The sequence below is a fragment of the Herbaspirillum huttiense genome, assembly GCF_004367745.1.
GTDB classification, from domain to species: Bacteria; Pseudomonadota; Gammaproteobacteria; order Burkholderiales; family Burkholderiaceae_D; genus Herbaspirillum; species Herbaspirillum huttiense.
Map to the genome: position 1 here is coordinate 5,630,128 of NZ_CP037993.1, position 16,798 is coordinate 5,646,925.

A 16,798-nucleotide genomic window follows, 5' to 3' on the forward strand; every position below is an offset into this window, starting at 1 on the left:
CTCAGATCGCGCCGTGACGCGGCGGCTTCTTGCCATTCAGGACGTAATTGCCGATGGCGTGATATTTCCAGCGCACCGGATCATGCAGCGTATGGGTGCGGGCATTGCGCCAGTGGCGGTCGAGATTGTGTTCGGACAGGGTCGATTGCGAACCGGCCAGCTCAAACAGTTTGCTGCCGGCCGCCAGCGAAACTTCGGTAGTCAGCACGCGTGCCTCGGCGACCGCAATGGACGCCTCTGCGATGCTCTCTTCCGTGGGCGCAGCAGCCGCGGCGTCGACCTTGCGGCCGGCGCGGCGCACCAGTGCTTCGGCGGCGTGCAGCTGGATGGTCAGGTCACCCACTTCGCGAATGGTGAGCGGATCGTCGCCGGCACGTTCCACACCGCTGTCGACCCAAGGCCGCGAGCGGGTGCGCACGAATTGCAGCAGGTCCGCATAGGCCGCGCGTGCGATGCCGAGATCGATGGCCGCGTGCTGGATCTGCGCCATCGGGCCGATCTGCGTAGGCCGCGAGAATGCAGTGGCAAACCCGATCACCGCATCGGCCGGCACCTGTACGTTTTCGAACACGGCACTGCCGCTGCCGGTAGTGCGCTGGCCGAAGCCGGACCAGTCGTCGATGATGGTCAGGCCAGGGGCATGGCGCGGCACGATGGCCAGTTGCTGCACACCCTCTTCATCGATCACCGAGGTCGGCACCCAGTCGGCATAAAGCGCGCCGGTGGCGTAGAACTTGCGGCCGTTGATGCGGTAGCCGGGGCCATGTTCGTTGCGACTCAGACGGGTCTTGCGGTCATGCGAGGTCTTGGTGCCGAGTTCGGCCAGGGCATTGCCGAAGCGGTCGCCCTGCAGCACCCGGTCAAAGAAGAACCGCTTCTGCGATTCGCTGCCGTTGACGCGGATCAGTTCCACCGCATAGAAATGGTTTTGCGGAATCTGTCCGATGGAACCATCGGCCGCCGAGATGGTGGCGATGACTTCGGCCAGGGTCCCGTAGCTGACGCCTGCACCGCCGTATTCCTTGGGCACGGTGATGCCCCACAGGCCTGAACGCACGTAGCGTTCCAGCTCGTCCCAGGGCAGCTTCCGTTCGCGGTCGCGCAGCGCGGCTTCGCGGCTGAAGTCCTCGGCCAGCTTGCGCGCGGCGGCAATGGCTTCGGCGTCGTCGCGAATGCGTGCCACCAGGCGCGGCGGCGTGTTCGACGGCGGCGGCAGGGAATCGAGCGTGGTGTGGGTGGCCTGGGCGGTAGCAGTCTGGGTCATGATGGTTCGCGTTCGAATGAGAGAAGGCAGGGTCCGGGCATCAGCTCCAGGAGTGGCGCGGTGGCGGCGTGCCGTTCAGGGCGTAATTGCCGACCGCAAAATATTTCCAGCGCACCGGATCATGCAGCGTGTGTACGCGCGCATTGCGCCAGTGGCGGTCGAGGTTGTGGCTGGCCAGGGTCGCAGCCGAGCCGGACAGTTCGAACAATTTTTCCGAAGCCAGCAGGGCCACTTCGGTGGACAGTACCTTGGCCTCGGCCACGGCCACCGAGGCTTGCGCCATCTGCTCGAAGCTGATCTGCGCTGGCAGGCTGTCGAGTAAGGCGGCCGCCTCTTCCAGCAGCGCTTCGGCCGCATGCAGGCGCAGGCTCAGGTTGCCGATGTCGCGCAGGATGTAGGGGTCGTCACTGGCGCGCTCGAGGCCGCTATCCACATAGGGACGCGAACGGGTGGTGACGAAGGCGATGGTGTCCTGCACGGCTGCATGGGCGATGCCGGCATCGATGGCGGCCTGGATCAGCTGCGAGACCGGGCCGATGTTGTTGGGCTGTTGCAGCGCGTCCTTCAGGGGCAGCACCTGCGACGCCGGCACGCGCACGTTGTCGAACACCACCGTACCGCTGGCCGTGGTGCGCTGGCCGAAGCTGGACCAGTCATCGATCACCCGCACACCCGGCGCATCGTGGCGACTGTAGACCACCAGCGGCTGGCCCTCGTCATCGATGGCGCGGCTGGGGATCCAGTGCGCATAGAGCGCACCGGTGGAATAGAAACGCGTGCCATTGAGCAGGTAGCTACCATCACCTGCTGCGGTATCGATCGTGGCGCGGGTACGCACATCCAGCACGTTCTTGCCGTTGCGCTCGGGACCGGCATTGCCCAGGCGTGCGCCTTCGAGCACCTCGTTGAAGAAGAAGCGCTGTTGCTCTTCGCTGGCGAGCTTGGCGATCAGGTTGAGATTGCCGAAATGATTTTGCGGAATCTGGCCGATGGAAGGATCGGCAGCAGAGATCAGCCGAAACACCTCGGCCACCGTCTGCCATGACGCGCCGATACCGCCATGGGAGCGCGGCACGGTGATGGCCCACAGGCCGCTGTGCGAAAAGCGTTCGATCTGGTCGAACGGCAGGATGCGCTCCCGGTCGCGCTCGGCGGCGCTCCGGGCGAACTCGGCAGCCAGCTCGGCGGCAACCTGCAGTGCCTGCGCTTCACTGGTAATGCGCTGGGCCTGGCGCAGGCCGGGACGGCGGACGGTTTCTAGGATGTGCGCGGACATGAACCACTCCTGAGGGATAGTGCGGGCAGCGCCGAATGGCGCGCGCGAGGGGTCTCATTAGAGCAAAGCGAGGAGGGAATCCGAACGAAGCATTGCGCATGTGCTTGCTTGTTTTTCGCATGCTGCAGAGCGCGCAGATGCTTATGCGGAATTTGCATGAAGGCCCGGCAAGCCCGGCCGTACTGTGTTTTCAACCAGTAGCGGCGGCTGAAATGGAGTAGAATGCGCCGACGTTTTACCTTACGTCTTTATCAAGAAATACCGCCATGCTCACCCTCACCGAACTCGAAGATGCAATCAACTACTGGCGCCACCAGCGCCCGGCCAGCGGAGAGGAGTGCGCACTGTCCCCGGAAGTCAATGCCCTGGCGGGCCTCTACGCGATGATGATCTTCCATCGCCGCCATGAAGTGGACCTGGAGCAGATCGATGCCCAGGCGCGCCAGCTGATCGAGGCCTGGCTGGCCAGCTGAACGCCAGGTTTTTCGTACGTCCGCGTACAGTGACGGTCACTTCCGTGTAAGCGCGTTATCCTAGACTCCTGCTGTTGTTGCAGAACCTTCACGTTGTTGCCGGATCCACCCGGTATCCCCTGAAAGGAAGAACGATGCGCAAGGATCAGGATCAGTCGCCGCCCTCCCCCCGCCGCAAATCTGCCCCCGCCGCCGTGGCTGCCAAGCCGCGCGTGGCGCTGGTGCTGCAGGGAGGCGGTGCGCTGGGTGCCTACCAGGCCGGGGTCTACCAGGCCCTGCACGAGAATGACCTGACCCCCGACTGGGTGGTCGGCACCTCCATCGGTGCCATCAACGCCGCCTTGATTGCGGGCAACCCGCGCGAGACCCGCATCGCCCGCCTGCGCGAATTCTGGGAGACGGTGGCGCATCCGGACGTGTTCGACCTGCGCCAGGTCCCGGACGCCTTGCGCCCCTGGGCCACCCGCCTGACCACGCTCGATACGTTTCTGCGCGGCACGGCCGGCTTCTTCCGGCCGCGTCCGCTGAACCCCTTTGCGCTGGGGCTGCCGGTGCCGCCCGACGAAGCCAGTTTCTACAGCACCGCCGAGCTGGGCGAGACGCTCTCGCGCCTGGTCGATTTCGATTACCTCAACGGTCCCTCCGGCATCCGCATGACGGTCGCGGCGGTCAAGGTCACCTGTGGCACGCTGGTCAATTTCGATTCGCGCCAGCGGCCGCTGGGACCGGAACATGTCATGGCCAGCGGCGCCCTGCCCCCGGGCTTTGCGCCGGTGCGCATCGACGGCGAGCTGTACTGGGATGGCGGGTTGTATTCCAATACGCCGCTGGAAGCCGTGCTCAACGATGAGCCGCGTACCAACCTGCTCTGCATGATGGTCGACCTGTGGCATGCCGACGGACCGGAGCCGCGTACCCTGGAAGAGGTGCAGACGCGCGAAAAGGATGTCACCTTCGCCTCCCGTTCACAACGCCACATCGATGCCTACCTGCAGCAATACAAGCTGCGCCGCGCGGCCCACGCGCTCTACAAGCGCCTGCCCCCCGACATGCTGACCCAGCAAGACCGCCAGATGATGGCCGAGCTGGGTGCCGACAGCACCATCCACATCGTGCGGCTGGCCTATGCCGGGCGCGACTGGAACATGGCCTCCAAGGACGTCAACTTCGCCAAAGGCTCGGTGATGTGGCGCTGGGAGCAAGGGTATCAGGATGGCCTGCGTGCCATTGCGCTGGGCAAGGGCTGTCCGTTTTCTGAGAGCGATACCGGCATCGTGGTCCACGACCTCCCCAGCGGCGACACCCACGTCCGCCCGGAGAAAACGACCGAACGTTCGGCTTGATCGCCCGCAAAGCCGCTGCTGGCGCGGCGTAGCAAAATGTCCACGCGGCGGACTATTTTTTGTGCGCCGCACAAATAACACTTGATTTCACCAAAGAAGTGCATAAAATAAGAATTGTTGCGGCGCACAAATCATGATTGTTGATTGATTCTGGTCGAAAGCCGCGCTCGAACGCCGATTGTTTTGATCGTCACGCTCGTCGGCAAGCTCATTTGTTCATATCACCTAGGAGATGCACATGTTTTCGTACCAAGATCAGTTTTCCGCCGCCACCAAGGCCAACCTGCAAGCGCACCTGGACCTCATCAACAACCTGACCGCCAAGGCCTTCGAAGGCGTGGAAAAGATCGTTGAACTGAACCTGTCGGCCACCAAGGCCACCCTGGAAGAAGCCACCGCTGCCGCCAAGCAGCTGGCCGCCGCCAAGGACCCGCAGGAACTGCTGTCGCTGGCCGCCGCCCAAGCCCAGCCGGGCGCTGAAAAGGCCACCGCCTACAGCCGTCACCTGGCCGGTATCGTGTCCTCGACCCAGGCTGAATTCACCAAGGCTGCCGAAGCCCAGATCTCCGAAACCAGCCGCAAGCTGTCGGCTCTGATCGACGAGATCAGCAAGAACGCGCCCCCGGGTTCGGAGCAAGCCGTCTCCATCCTGAAGGCCACCCTCACCAACGCCAACGCTGCCTACGAGCAACTGTCCAAGAACTCCAAGCAAGCTGTGGAAACGCTGGAAGCCAACCTGGCCAACGCGACCAAACAGTTCACCGCTGCTGCTGAAAAGACCGTCGCTTCGGCACGCGCCAAGAAGTAATCTTCACTTCAGGCCGTAAAAACAAAACGCCGCCCCGGGTCACCGGAGCGGCGTTTTGCTTTGGGCGATCCGGGAGGATCAGCCCTGTCCCACCATGTCCAGCGCCAGCGCTTCGGCCACGCGGATGCCGTCGATGGCCGCCGACATGATCCCGCCCGCATAACCGGCCCCTTCACCAGCCGGATACAGGCCCTTGGTGTTGAGGCTCTGCAGGGTGTGGTCGTCACGCTTGATGCGGATCGGCGAAGAGGTGCGCGTCTCGATGCCGGTCAGCACGGCGTCATGCATGGAGTAGCCACGGATCTGCTTTTCGAAAGCCGGCAGCGCCTCGCGGATGGCATCGATGGCATACGTGGGCAGCGACGGGTTGAGGTCGCCCAGCGTCACGCCCGGCTTGTAGGACGGCTCCACGCTGCCCAGTTGGGTCGAGGGACGATTGGCGATGAAGTCGCCCACCAGTTGCCCCGGCGCATTGTAGTTGCCGCCGCCGAGCTCGTAAGCGCGGCTTTCCCACTCGCGCTGGAAGGCGATGCCGGCCAGCGGATGGCCCGGATAGTCGGCCGGCGAGATGCCCACCACGATGCCGCTGTTGGCATTGCGCTCGTTGCGCGAATACTGGCTCATGCCGTTGGTGACCACGCGGCCCGGTTCGGAGGTCGCCGCCACCACCGTACCGCCCGGGCACATGCAGAAGCTGTAGACCGAACGGCCATTGGAGGCGTGGTGCACCAGCTTGTAGTCGGCCGCGCCCAGGATGGGATGGCCGGCACCGGGACCGAAGCGGCACTTGTCGATCAGCGACTGCGGGTGCTCGGCGCGGAAGCCGATCGAGAACGGCTTGGCCTCGATGTAGACACCGCGCTCGTAGAGCATCTCGAAGGTATCGCGGGCGCTGTGGCCGATGGCCAGCACCACGTGGTCGGCTTCGATCTGTTCGCCGGTGTTCAGGGTCAGGCCACGGATCTGGCCATCTTCGATCAGCACATCCTCGACGCGCTGCTCGAAGCGCAACTCCCCGCCCAGCTTCTCGATCTTCTCGCGCATGAGCTGGATCATCTTGACCAGGCGGAAGGTGCCGATGTGGGGCTTGCTGACGTACATGATCTCCGGCGGCGCATCGGCGGCCACGAATTCGGCCAGCACCTTGCGGCCATAATGCTTGGGGTCCTTGACCTGGCTGTAGAGCTTGCCATCGGAGAAGGTCCCGGCCCCGCCTTCACCGAACTGCACGTTCGACTCCGGTTTCAATTCGCGCTGGCGCCACAGGCCCCAGGTGTCCTTGGTGCGCTCGCGCACGGTCTTGCCGCGTTCCAGGATGATGGGATTGAAGCCCATCTCGGCCAGGATCAGCGCCGCAAAAAGACCGCAGGGACCGAAGCCGATCACCACCGGGCGCTTCTTGATGCTCGCCGGGGCGCGCGTGACGTAGTGATAGGAGGTATCGGGCGTGGGGCCGACATTGGTGGTCTTCGCATGGCGTGCCAGGACCGCCGCCTCGTCCTTCACCTCGACGTCGATGGTGTAGTTCAGGGTGATGGCCGTCTTCTTGCGGGCATCGTAGCTGCGGCGAAACAGCGTGAAGGACAGCAGGTCGCCGGCCGGGATGCCCAGGCGATCGAGGATGGCGGCGTTCAGTTCGTCTTCCGTATGGCTCAACGGAAGGGTCAGTTCAGAGATGCGCAACATGTGCGGGGACTTTCAACAAGACTGGGGATGCAGGAGGTGGCGCAGGCCACGATGGCCGGTGTGCTCACGGCGGAAGGCTGCGCGAAAGGCGACATTTTACTCCAGCCCGGCAGGCGCTCCCAGCCCGGCCCCGCCAGTTGCGCAGGTGCGACAGCCAGCATGGCCCACGCCATCAAACAAGTTGCATAACGCAAGCATCTGGCGCAGCATTGATTGCACTTCGCAACCATTACCGGATCTTGCCATGGACTATGACGGCCTGCACTCTCCCCCGCGCGACCAGACCATCCGCCAGTTGCGCGAGCTGTCGCGCAAGCTGGTGCGGGAACTGGGCTTCATGCGCAGCACCCTGGCCGGCAGCGACCTGGCGCCCTCGGCGGTGCACGCGCTCATCGAGATCGGCCTCAAACCCGGCCTGCAGGCGCGCGAGCTGGGCGAGCTGCTGTACCTGGACAAGTCCAACACCAGCCGCCAGCTGGCCAAGCTGGAGGCACTGGGGCTGGTACGCCGCAGCCCGGTGCCGGGCGACGGGCGCGCCTACAGTCTGGCGCTCACCGAAGAGGGGCAGGCGCTGCGCAAGAAGATCGACAAGTTCGCCACCGACCAGGTCTCCGGCGCCCTGCGGCGCATCCTGCCGGAAGACCAGCAGGGCCTGGTGCGGGCGCTGGCGCTGTATTCCGAGGCCCTGTCGCGCGACAACCCCAATGCAGCAGCGCGCCCGGCCAGAGGCGCGGCATCGGAATTGAGCACCGGCTACCAGCCCGGCTGCATCGGCGATATCGCCAGCCTGCATGCGCGCTACTACGCCGCGGCGGCCGGCTTCGGGGTGTTCTTCGAACACAAGGTGGCCAGCGAACTGGGCAGCTTCGCACAAACCCTGCCCCAGGCCGGCAAGCAGCTCTGGACCCACGTCGAACACGGGCGCTGCCTGGCCTCCATCGTGATCGATGGCGACCTGGAGCACCGGCAAGCACACCTGCGCTGGTTCATCGTCGACGACAGCCTGCGCGGCAGCGGCGTGGGACGGCGCTTGCTGGAACAGGCCATGGCCTTTGTCGATGCCCATCGCCTGGCCTGTTATTTGTGGACCTTCCAGGGACTGGATGCGGCACGCCACCTGTATCTGTCGGCCGGCTTCGAACTGGTGGAGGAATCGCCGGGTGAGCAATGGGGAAGCCGCGTGGTGGAGCAACGCTACGAGCGCCCGGCGCGCAGGAAATGAGCGGTGCAGGGCGCGCGGCATGTATCGGTATGCCGCGATTTGTTACCGGATTCCCTCGCGTGGCGCTGCTTTCGGGGCTGCCTTCGGGCTGCAATACGGCAGCGGTGGCAGGCACGGACACAACTGGAAACACAACATTACAGTCTTAAAGAAGCCCGGCTCCTACAGTGGTTTTCACAGCGCGGCCCCGCTTGCGCTGCATCCACGCATCACCACCTTGCAGGAGTCCAACATGAAAACCAAGACCACTCGCCTCGCCTTCGCCCTTCTCACGACCCTTTCCGCGCTCGGTGCCACCGCAGCGTTGGCCCCTGCCGCGCAAGCGCAGGTGGTCGGCGTCGATGTACGCATCGGCACGCCACCGCCCGCCCCGCGTTATGAAGTGGTACCCGCCCCGCGTCACGGCTATGCCTGGGCACCCGGCTACTGGGCCTGGAACGGCCATCGTCACATCTGGATCGGCGGCCACTGGGAACGCGTGCGCCGCGACTACGCCCGCTATGAGCCGGCGCACTGGCAACCGGGTCCGGGTGGCTGGGTGTTCATTCCGGGTCACTGGGTGCGTTGAGGCCGATCGCTGAATCCGCGCCGAAACGGGCCGGGTCCAGCGCTGCCACCAATTCGCGCGGCAGCGGCAAGGGCTCGCGCTCGATCATCGCGGCCAGCAACTCGGCCATCAGCGGTGCCCAGATCAGGCCGCGCGAGGCATAGCCCAACAAGCCATAGATCCCCGCCTCACCCGGCAAGGCACCGACCAGCGGCAAGCGGTCCGGCGCAATGCAGCGCTGACCGACCCGCCCAGGAAGATCCGCATCCGCCTGCGGCAGCGACATGTGTGCCGCGATCTGCGGCAGCATGTGCTGCAGGCGGGCCAGGTTCTCGGCATGGCTGTCGGCACGCAGGGCCGGATCGTCAAAGCGATCATAGCTGGCCCCCATGCACACCTGCCCGGCATAGGGGCGCGTGAGGTAACCGTCACCACACAGCGCATGCGGCAAATCGGGGAAGCCTGTTGCAGGCAGGTGCGTGACCTGGCCGCGTACTGCATTGAGCGGCAAACCCGCCGCCTGCTCCAGCACGCGCGCCTGCGCGCCCGCTGCGAGGATCACCACCGGTGCTTGCGCGATCAGCAGGCCAGCGGCATCGAGCGCCTGCCATTGACCGTCCACGCGTACCAGACGGACGACGGCGCGATTGAAATGCGTGCGCACCTCGCCTTGCGACTGCGCCACCGCCAGCATGCGGCGGCACACCGAGGGCGGATTGAGCCAGCCCGCTTCCGGGAAGAAATAGCCGCCGCCCATGGTCGGCATGCCCAGTGCGCTTGCCGTCTTACTGGCGGACATCCAGCGCGCATAACGCGGCGGATACTGCCACTCCTGCGCGCCCTGCTCGAAGGAGATCGCCTGCTTGGCATCGCGGCCGAATTGCAGGATGCCGCAGCGCTCGCCACGAATGGCGGCGTGATCGTCCAGACCGACCCCGCCCAGATCATCGAGACGCTGCGAGGCAAACAGAAAAGCCGCACGCGTGAGCCGCGCCAGCGGGCTGTCATCGCGAGCCAGCGCGGGCATGAAGAGACCACCGTGATTGCCTGAAGCGCGGGTGGCCACCTCCGGGCCCGCATCGATGAGATCGACGCACCAGCCGCGTGCCGTGAGCCGCTCGGCGGCAGCGGTGCCGGCCAGCCCGGCCCCGATCACCAGCGCCTGCCGTGCATGCGGCAGATCGCGCCGCAACGGCGTATCGGACGCCGCCACATGCGTGGCCGGACGCGCCCAGGCCGGTGCATAACGCAAGGCCAGCGCGCCGTCCTGCGCCTGTCCATGGAAACCGACCTGACGCATCGCCGCCGCCAGCGCCGCATCGCCAGCCGCACCGAACACCAGTGCCCGCGCCCCGGTCCAGGCCAACCGCGCCAGGCGCTTGCAGGCATGCGCATGCCAGGATGGCGCGGCGGGATCGAAGCGGGTCGGGTCCGCATGCAGGTAGAACAGGTCTACCGGCGCTTCCAGCCGGGCCAGCTCTTCTTCCAATGCACCCCAGATCAGAGTCAGCGTGACGCGGCCTTCATCGAGCAAGAGGCGGTGCGTGCCCGGCAAGGGCAGCGGCCATGCAGCGCGCAAGGCCTGTGCATAAGTCAAGTCTTCGGAGAGGACTTCCGCGGATGGCGGATGCGGCAGGATCGCAATGTAGTGCAAATGTGCGGCGCCCTCCCCTTGCGCGCGCTGGCGGGCGAAGGCATGCCAGGTGGCGAAGAAGGACTGACCCAGCCCGAAATGCAGGTCCAGCACGGTGGCGCTGCACTGTTCGCGCAGGCAGTCCGGAACGCCCTGCAGTGCGGCGGTGATGGTATCGGCCTCGGCGCGCCAGGCGGCCAGCAATTCAGGGGAGGCAAGTTGAAGAGGACGCGCAGGCATCGTGAAAAGCCCTGTGGATAAATCAGACAAGGCCGCCATTCTACGCCGCCCGCCCCGTGCGGCATTGCGCCTTGACAAAGCAGGAGCGGCTCCGTAGGGTCTGTTCCCACCTCCGACGCCGGTCAACCCGCCACGCCATGCTCGCCATCTTCAACATCGTCTTCCCGATTTTTTCGTTGATCTTCCTGGGCTGGATGTGCCGCAAGCGCCGCATCCTCTCGGCGAGCGCGGCCAGCGAGCTGAACCGCTTCGTGATCTGGCTGGCGCTGCCGGCGCTGCTGTTCGATTCCATGTCGCGCCTCAAACCCGCGGACTTCGCCAACCTGCGCTTCATCGCCGTCTTCGCCATCGGCGTAGCGGTGGTGTTCCTGATCACCGCCGCGCTGCGCCTGCGCCAGAAAGCGGCCGCCCCTGACGTCATCATCGATAGCCTCGGCAGTTCCTATGCCAATACCGGCTTCATCGGCATTCCGCTGTGCTACCTGGCCTTCGGCAGCGACGGCCTGCCGCCCTCGGTGATCGCCATGGTGATGACGGCCTGCCTGCTCTTTGCGGTCGCCATCGTGCTGCTGGAAACCTGCCTGCATGCCCAGGCCGCCTTCGGCCAGACCGTCGCCAAGGTGGGCCGCTCGCTGCTGCGCAATCCCATCATGATCGCGCCAGTGGCCGGCATCATCGTGGCCCTGAGCGGGGTGGCCATCCCGCCGGGCGTGCAGCAGCTCTTCAAGATTCTGGGCGGTGCGGCCGGTCCTTGCGCGCTGGTCTCGCTGGGGCTGTTCCTGGCCCAGCCGGTGCGCACGGCGGGAGGCTCGCCGGTGTGGCTGCTGGTGGCCTTCAAACTGCTGCTGCAGCCGGCCGTGACCGCCGTGCTGGCCTACTGGATCCTGCCCATGCCGCGCCTGTGGGCCGACAGCGCGGTGCTGCTGGCGGCGCTGCCCATCGGTACCGGCCCCTTCATGCTGGCCGAGCTGTACCAGCGCGAAGTCACCGCCATGTCGCGCGCCATCCTGTACTCCACCACCCTCTCGCTGCCCACCATCGCGCTCATCCTGGCCTGGATTGCGCATCATTGAGCCCAATATGAAAAAGGCCGCAGCGGCATTGCCGTGCGGCCTGATTCCAGAACAGCGCGTGAAGAAAAATTACAAAATTACCCGCTCTTCGCGCAGGATCTGCTCGAACTTCTCGGCCGCCACCGGCGGGCTGAACAGGTAACCCTGGATCTCGTCGCAGCCATAGTGGCGCAGGTAGTCCAGCTGCTCATCGGTCTCCACGCCTTCGGCAATGACGCGCAGTTTCAAGTGGCGCGCCAGCGAGATGATGGAGGCGGTGATGGCCGCATCATCGGCATCGATGGTGATGTCACGCACGAAGGAACGGTCGATCTTGAGCACGTCGATGGGGAAGCGCTTCAGGTAGGCCAGCGACGAATAACCGGTGCCGAAGTCGTCAATGGAAAGTCGGATGCCCAGCTTCTTCAGGCCCGCCAGGATGCCGATGGCATGCTCGACGTCGGTCATCATGAGGCTCTCGGTGAGTTCGATTTCCAGCGAGGCCGGCGGCAGGCCGGTGTCTTGCAGCACATCGGCAATCGAAGAGACCAGATCCTTCTGCAGGAACTGGCCCACCGAGAGGTTGACCGACACGCTGATGTCCTCATGCCCGGCCAGTTGCCACTGGCGGCACTGGGTGCAGGCGGTGCGCAGGACCCAGGCACCGATGGGCAGGATCAGGCCGGTCTCTTCGGCCAGGCCGATGAAGCGCGCCGGCGAGACCATGCCCAGTTGCGGATGCAGCCAGCGGATCAGCGCCTCGCTGCCCACCACGCGGCCCGAGGCCAGGTCCACCTTGGGCTGGTAGTGCAGCAGGAATTCGCCGTGATCCAGCGCATTGCGCAGGTCGCCTTCGATGCGCAGGCGTTCCAGCGCCTGCTCGTTCATGGCCGGGGTGTAGAACTGGAAATTGTTGCGGCCGGTCTGCTTGCCGCGATACATGGCGATGTCGGCGTGCTTGATCAGCGTCTCGCCATCGGTACCATCGTTGGGATAGCAGGCCACACCGATGCTGCAGGTCATGAACAGCGTATGGCCGCCCAGCGTGACGGGGGCCGCCACCGCATCCATGATGCGTTGCAGGCTGCGGGTGTCGAGCGAGAGTTCGTCCTGCTCCGGCAGGATCATGATGAATTCGTCGCCACCCAGCCGTGCCACCGTATCGGCTTCACGCACGGCGGCGCGCAAGCGACCGGCCACCGTGCGCAGCAGGGTATCGCCAGCCTTGTGGCCGAGGGTGTCGTTGACGAACTTGAAGCGGTCCAGGTCCACGAACACCACCCACAAGGCCTGCTTCTGCCGCTCGGCCGTGCCGATGGCCTGCTCCAGATGATGGCGCAGCATGTGGCGGTTGATCAGGCCGGTGAGCGTGTCGCGGCTGGCCTGGAATTCCAGTTCGGCTTCATAGCGCTTCATCGAGGTGATGTCGTAGAGCGCCGCCACGAAATGCGTCACCACGCCACTCTCGTCACGCACCGGGGCGATGTAGAAATCGTTCCACAGCTCCGAGCCATCCTTGTGATAGTTGCGCAGTACAACGTTGTGTTCGCGCTGTTCGCGCATGGCGATCCAGACAGTCTCGAAACCTTCAGGATCGCTGTCGCGGCCTTCCAGGAAACGAATGCTCTTGCCCACCGCTTCGCCGCTGCTGTAGCCGGTGATGCGAGCGAAGGCCGGATTGACGTATTCGATGACGTAGTCCGGCTCCTGCGCCGAGAGGATCAGGATGGCATTGGCACTGGCCTCGATGGCCTGATGACGCAGGCGCAGCGCACGCTCGGCGAGGCGGCGGGCCTTGATGTCATCCGACAGCAGGGCATTGGTGGTGCGCAGCTCGGCGGTCTTGTCTTCCACCAGTTGCTGCACGCGGTGCGAACGCATCGACAGCGCACGCATGTAGGCCGCGCCCAGCAGCGAAGCGATCACGCCGACCAGGCCGATGAGCAGCGAACCGTAGTGGTCCGAGAAGACCGACCGTGGCGGGATGCTGATCTCCATGTGCCAGGTCTGGCCGGCGATGTCGAAACTGGTGATGGTGGTGGAGGGATGGCGGAAGAAGCTGCCCGGCTTGATGACCTGGTCCATCCACTGCATGGCGCGGGGCTGGCTGTCGTGGCGGTAGACCAGGTTGGCCGGATCGGCCTGGGGTCCGACGTAGAGGCGCAGGCCGATCTCATGGTCGGACATCAGCCCGGCACCGTCGAGAATCTTCTGCACCAGGCCGTTGAGTTCCAGTACGGCGGTGGTATCGCCGACCAGCAGTGCGCGACGGGCCGCCGTATCGGTCGGCTGTACGCCACCGCGATAGACCGGCTGGATCACCAGCAGACCGCGCTCATCCGGACCGGTCTGGGCCAGCCGGATCGGCGGCGTTGAAGAAGGATTCCCGCTGACCACGGCCGCATCGAGCGCGCCCATGATGGCGGGATTGCGCGAGACATCCAGCCCGAGCGCCGCTTCATTGCCGGCCACCGGTTCCACGTAATCGACCACCAGATAGGTCGGTTGCTGCGAGGCGCGCACGGTGCGGTCACCATCGAGCGCAGTGATTTCAAAGCCCGGCTTGGCCCCCTGGCGCAGAGCTTCGAAGACCAGGCGATCTTCGTCGGCCACGAAGCGCTGCACGCTGAAGGCGCGCACATAGGGATAGCGTTCCAGCAGAGGCCGCGTGAAGCTCTCGAACTGTTCGCGCGTGGGATCGCCCACGGTGGCATAGAAATGGTTCACCACCGACTGTACCTGCACCGCCTCTTCCAGACCGCGCTGTATGGTGAAGGCGCGCAGGCCCGCCCGACGCTCGAAGTCGAGCTGGACGGCATCCTCTTCCAGATGGCTGGTCGCGACGAACACCGTCGCAGTGGCACACAAACCCAGCATCAGCGTGAGCGATGCCGACAACGTTGCCCCCAGCTTGTTGATCACACGCTGCATAAACGAATCGTTATATCCCTTAGGAGAGCCCGATCATAATCCGGGACTCCCCTTGTTATCGGTCAAAGCGCATTTATTTTTAACCGGACCAGCCTGCTCGCATGTTTCCACATGGGAACAAACGCATTTGTTTAGCGTGACCGGGCTCAATAAACCGATGGCGACTGGCGCTGCTCGCGTGCTTCGCGCTCAATCGCCTGGGCCTGCATGAAGGCATCGAAGGAACGCTCGATGGTCGCGCGCTCGACATCGCGGGTGATGAAGACGATGCGGCTGCGGCGGTCTTCCGAGGGCCACTCCGGCAGCGTGGCCGTGGGGTGGAAGATGTGCTGCACGCCGTGGATGACGGTCGGCTTGTCCTCGCCCTTGAGATTGAGGATGCCCTTGATGCGCAGGATGTTGGGGCCCTTGAAGCCGACCAGCAAGCTCAGCCACTCATCGAAGAGCACCGGATCGATGGGTTCGTCGAAGGTAAAGCAGAAGGCGCGGATGTGGTCATCGTGACGATTGACGTCGTGGGCGTGATCGTCATGGTGGTGGCCATGATGATCGTGGTGTCCGTGCTCGTGGCCATGGCCGTGGTGATGGTGCGCATGATGGGCATGCGCCTCTTTCTCGGCGAAGGCTTGCTCGTTGAGCCAGCGCGCGACGTCAGGCATCTTCTCGCCGGGCTTGAAGAGACCCGCGTCGAGCAGCTCGGCAGCAGCGATCTGCCCGACCTGAGGCTGCAGCTGGCGCGCGCCGGGATTGAGCGTGCGCAGGCGCGCCTGCAGGGCCGACAGCGTATCGGCGTCCACCAGGTCGGTCTTGGTCAGCAGCAGGCGGTCGGCGACGGCGGCCTGCTGGATCGCTTCCGGGTGATGGTCCAGGGTCGACATGCCATTGACGGCATCCACCGTGACGATCACGCCATCGAGGCGATAGCGCTCCGAGATGAAGGCATCGGTCATCAGCGTATGCAGGATGGGCGTGGGCGAGGCCAGGCCGGTGGTCTCGATGACCACACGGTCGAACTTGCGCTGGCCGCCTTCGGCGAAGCGCCAGGTGATGTCCTTCAAGGTCTTCTTGAGGTCGCCACGGATGGTGCAGCACAGGCAGCCGCTGCTCATCTCGACGATGGTCTCTTCCTGGCTGTGGGCCACCAGCAGGTGATCCAGGCCGATCTCGCCGAACTCGTTGATGATGACCAAGGTGTTCTTCATCTCCGGCTGGGTGATGAGATGGTTCAGCAGCGTGGTCTTGCCGCTGCCCAGGAAACCGGTCAGCAGGGAAACGGGGATCGGCGCGCTGCCGGCAGGGACGGATGGATTCATGGTGTAAGGACGGGGAGAAAGGACGACGCAGCCGTCATGCTACCTGATGCGCCAAGCGGGCTGCTTCCGCGAGACAAAAAAAAGACGGACCGCATGGGGTCCGTCCTGACGGCAAGCCGCGCCCGGCGGGAGCCGGTGTCTTTACCTGGTTTTACCGCACGGCAGGAATTCACGCTCTGAATGGCCGCCTGCCGTGTATTCACCCGCGTGATGAATGCGCGTTACTCGTTGTCGTGCGCATCCAGCGGCACTTTTTCCGTCTTCTCTTCGGTCTTGGCCAGTCCCGGCAGCAGGTGGCCCAGCTTGCGCGCCTTGGTGCCCAGGTAGCCGATGTTGAAGGGATTGTGGTTGGCGATCAGCGCGATGCGCTCGGCCACGGTGATGCCGCTGTCTTCCAGCGCCTTGACCTTGCGCGGGTTGTTGGTCATCAGGCGCAGGCTGGTGATCTTCAGGTGCGCCAGCATGGGCAGCACGATGGTGTAGCGGCGCATGTCGGCGGGGAAGCCCAGGCGTTCGTTGGCTTCGACCGTATCGGCGCCCTGGTCCTGCAGGTGATAGGCGCGGATCTTGTTCAACAGGCCGATGCCGCGGCCTTCCTGGCGCAGATAGAACAGCACGCCACGGCCTTCCTTGGCGATCTTCTTGAGGGCCGCTTCCAGCTGGGCACCGCAGTCGCAGCGCTGGGAGAACAGGGCATCGCCGGTCAGGCACTCGGAGTGCACGCGGCCCAGGACCGGCTCGCCGTTGCCGACATCGCCCAAAGTCAGGGCCAGGTGTTCCTTGCCGGAAACTTCATCGTAGAAGGCGTGCAGTTCGAAGGTCGCCCAGGGCATGGGCAACTTGCACGAACTGACGAAAACCAGTTTTTCTTCCGGCGCGGCAGCGGCCGGTGCGATCGGTGAGGACATGACAACCTGCTTTCGAATCGAATGCTCAGAACCGCGTATCTTACCTTGCGCCCGGGTTTATTTCAGCGCGCGGGCCGCTCCGGTGAAGGCAATTGTCCAATT

13 protein-coding genes are annotated in these 16,798 nt (G+C 64.7%); 6 read left to right on the top strand and 7 right to left on the bottom strand.

Annotated elements, in window-relative coordinates; translation table 11 throughout:
* Position 1: 1 nt before the first annotated feature.
* Together E2K99_RS25130 and E2K99_RS25135 are read right to left on the bottom strand one after the other, a co-directional pair.
* Positions 2 to 1,264, bottom strand: a complete 1,263-nt coding sequence (locus E2K99_RS25130) for an SfnB family sulfur acquisition oxidoreductase (RefSeq protein WP_134223956.1) — start codon at positions 1,262 to 1,264, stop codon at positions 2 to 4.
* A gap of 40 nt (positions 1,265 to 1,304) precedes the next feature.
* Complete coding sequence (locus tag E2K99_RS25135; protein WP_134223957.1) at positions 1,305 to 2,540, bottom strand: SfnB family sulfur acquisition oxidoreductase; 1,236 nt, start codon at positions 2,538 to 2,540, stop codon at positions 1,305 to 1,307.
* A 266-nt stretch (positions 2,541 to 2,806) separates the two neighbouring features.
* On the opposite strand from E2K99_RS25135, the gene E2K99_RS25140 reads away from it, so the two are divergent.
* From E2K99_RS25140 to phaP, 3 genes are all read left to right on the top strand, one after another.
* On the top strand, positions 2,807 to 3,013 hold the full coding sequence (locus tag E2K99_RS25140; protein ID WP_034331418.1) for a DUF3717 domain-containing protein: 207 nt from the start codon (positions 2,807 to 2,809) through the stop codon (positions 3,011 to 3,013).
* A 134-nt stretch (positions 3,014 to 3,147) separates the two neighbouring features.
* Positions 3,148 to 4,356, top strand: a complete 1,209-nt coding sequence (locus E2K99_RS25145; RefSeq protein WP_121037469.1) for a patatin-like phospholipase family protein — start codon at positions 3,148 to 3,150, stop codon at positions 4,354 to 4,356.
* A 238-nt stretch (positions 4,357 to 4,594) separates the two neighbouring features.
* Positions 4,595 to 5,164, top strand: coding sequence for a TIGR01841 family phasin (phaP, locus tag E2K99_RS25150; protein WP_006463404.1), 570 nt, complete (start codon positions 4,595 to 4,597; stop codon positions 5,162 to 5,164).
* 78 nt (positions 5,165 to 5,242) lie between these two features.
* On the opposite strand, the gene E2K99_RS25155 is transcribed toward phaP, so the two are convergent.
* A complete protein-coding gene (locus E2K99_RS25155; protein ID WP_134223958.1) occupies positions 5,243 to 6,850 on the bottom strand; it encodes an NAD(P)/FAD-dependent oxidoreductase in 1,608 nt (535 codons plus the stop codon).
* A gap of 244 nt (positions 6,851 to 7,094) precedes the next feature.
* Between E2K99_RS25155 and E2K99_RS25160 the strand changes: the two genes are divergently transcribed.
* The gene (locus E2K99_RS25160) at positions 7,095 to 8,072 is read left to right on the top strand and encodes a helix-turn-helix domain-containing GNAT family N-acetyltransferase (RefSeq protein ID WP_134223959.1); all 978 of its coding nucleotides are present in this window, start codon (positions 7,095 to 7,097) and stop codon (positions 8,070 to 8,072) included.
* Positions 8,073 to 8,304: 232 nt separating this feature from the next.
* Entirely contained in the window at positions 8,305 to 8,640 is a 336-nt protein-coding gene (locus E2K99_RS25165; protein WP_039790307.1) for a YXWGXW repeat-containing protein, read from the top strand.
* Here E2K99_RS25165 and mnmC1 read toward each other — a convergent pair.
* Complete coding sequence (gene mnmC1, locus E2K99_RS25170; RefSeq protein ID WP_134223960.1) at positions 8,615 to 10,492, bottom strand: FAD-dependent 5-carboxymethylaminomethyl-2-thiouridine(34) oxidoreductase MnmC1; 1,878 nt, start codon at positions 10,490 to 10,492, stop codon at positions 8,615 to 8,617. The genes E2K99_RS25165 and mnmC1 overlap by 26 nt on opposite strands.
* A 137-nt stretch (positions 10,493 to 10,629) precedes the next feature.
* On the opposite strand from mnmC1, the gene E2K99_RS25175 reads away from it, so the two are divergent.
* On the top strand, positions 10,630 to 11,565 hold the full coding sequence (locus E2K99_RS25175) for an AEC family transporter (protein ID WP_134223961.1): 936 nt from the start codon (positions 10,630 to 10,632) through the stop codon (positions 11,563 to 11,565).
* 69 nt (positions 11,566 to 11,634) lie between these two features.
* On the opposite strand, the gene E2K99_RS25180 is transcribed toward E2K99_RS25175, so the two are convergent.
* The 3 genes from E2K99_RS25180 to ribA all read right to left on the bottom strand — a co-directional run bounded on the left by E2K99_RS25180 (position 11,635) and on the right by ribA (position 16,696).
* Entirely contained in the window at positions 11,635 to 14,475 is a 2,841-nt protein-coding gene (locus tag E2K99_RS25180; RefSeq protein WP_134223962.1) for a bifunctional diguanylate cyclase/phosphodiesterase, read from the bottom strand.
* A gap of 146 nt (positions 14,476 to 14,621) precedes the next feature.
* Positions 14,622 to 15,788, bottom strand: coding sequence for a CobW family GTP-binding protein (locus E2K99_RS25185; RefSeq protein ID WP_134223963.1), 1,167 nt, complete (start codon positions 15,786 to 15,788; stop codon positions 14,622 to 14,624).
* A gap of 221 nt (positions 15,789 to 16,009) precedes the next feature.
* Positions 16,010 to 16,696 (bottom strand): GTP cyclohydrolase II, encoded by a 687-nt coding sequence (gene ribA / locus E2K99_RS25190; RefSeq protein WP_039790315.1) that lies wholly within the window; start codon positions 16,694 to 16,696, stop codon positions 16,010 to 16,012.
* Between the last annotated feature and the right edge of the window lie 102 nt (positions 16,697 to 16,798).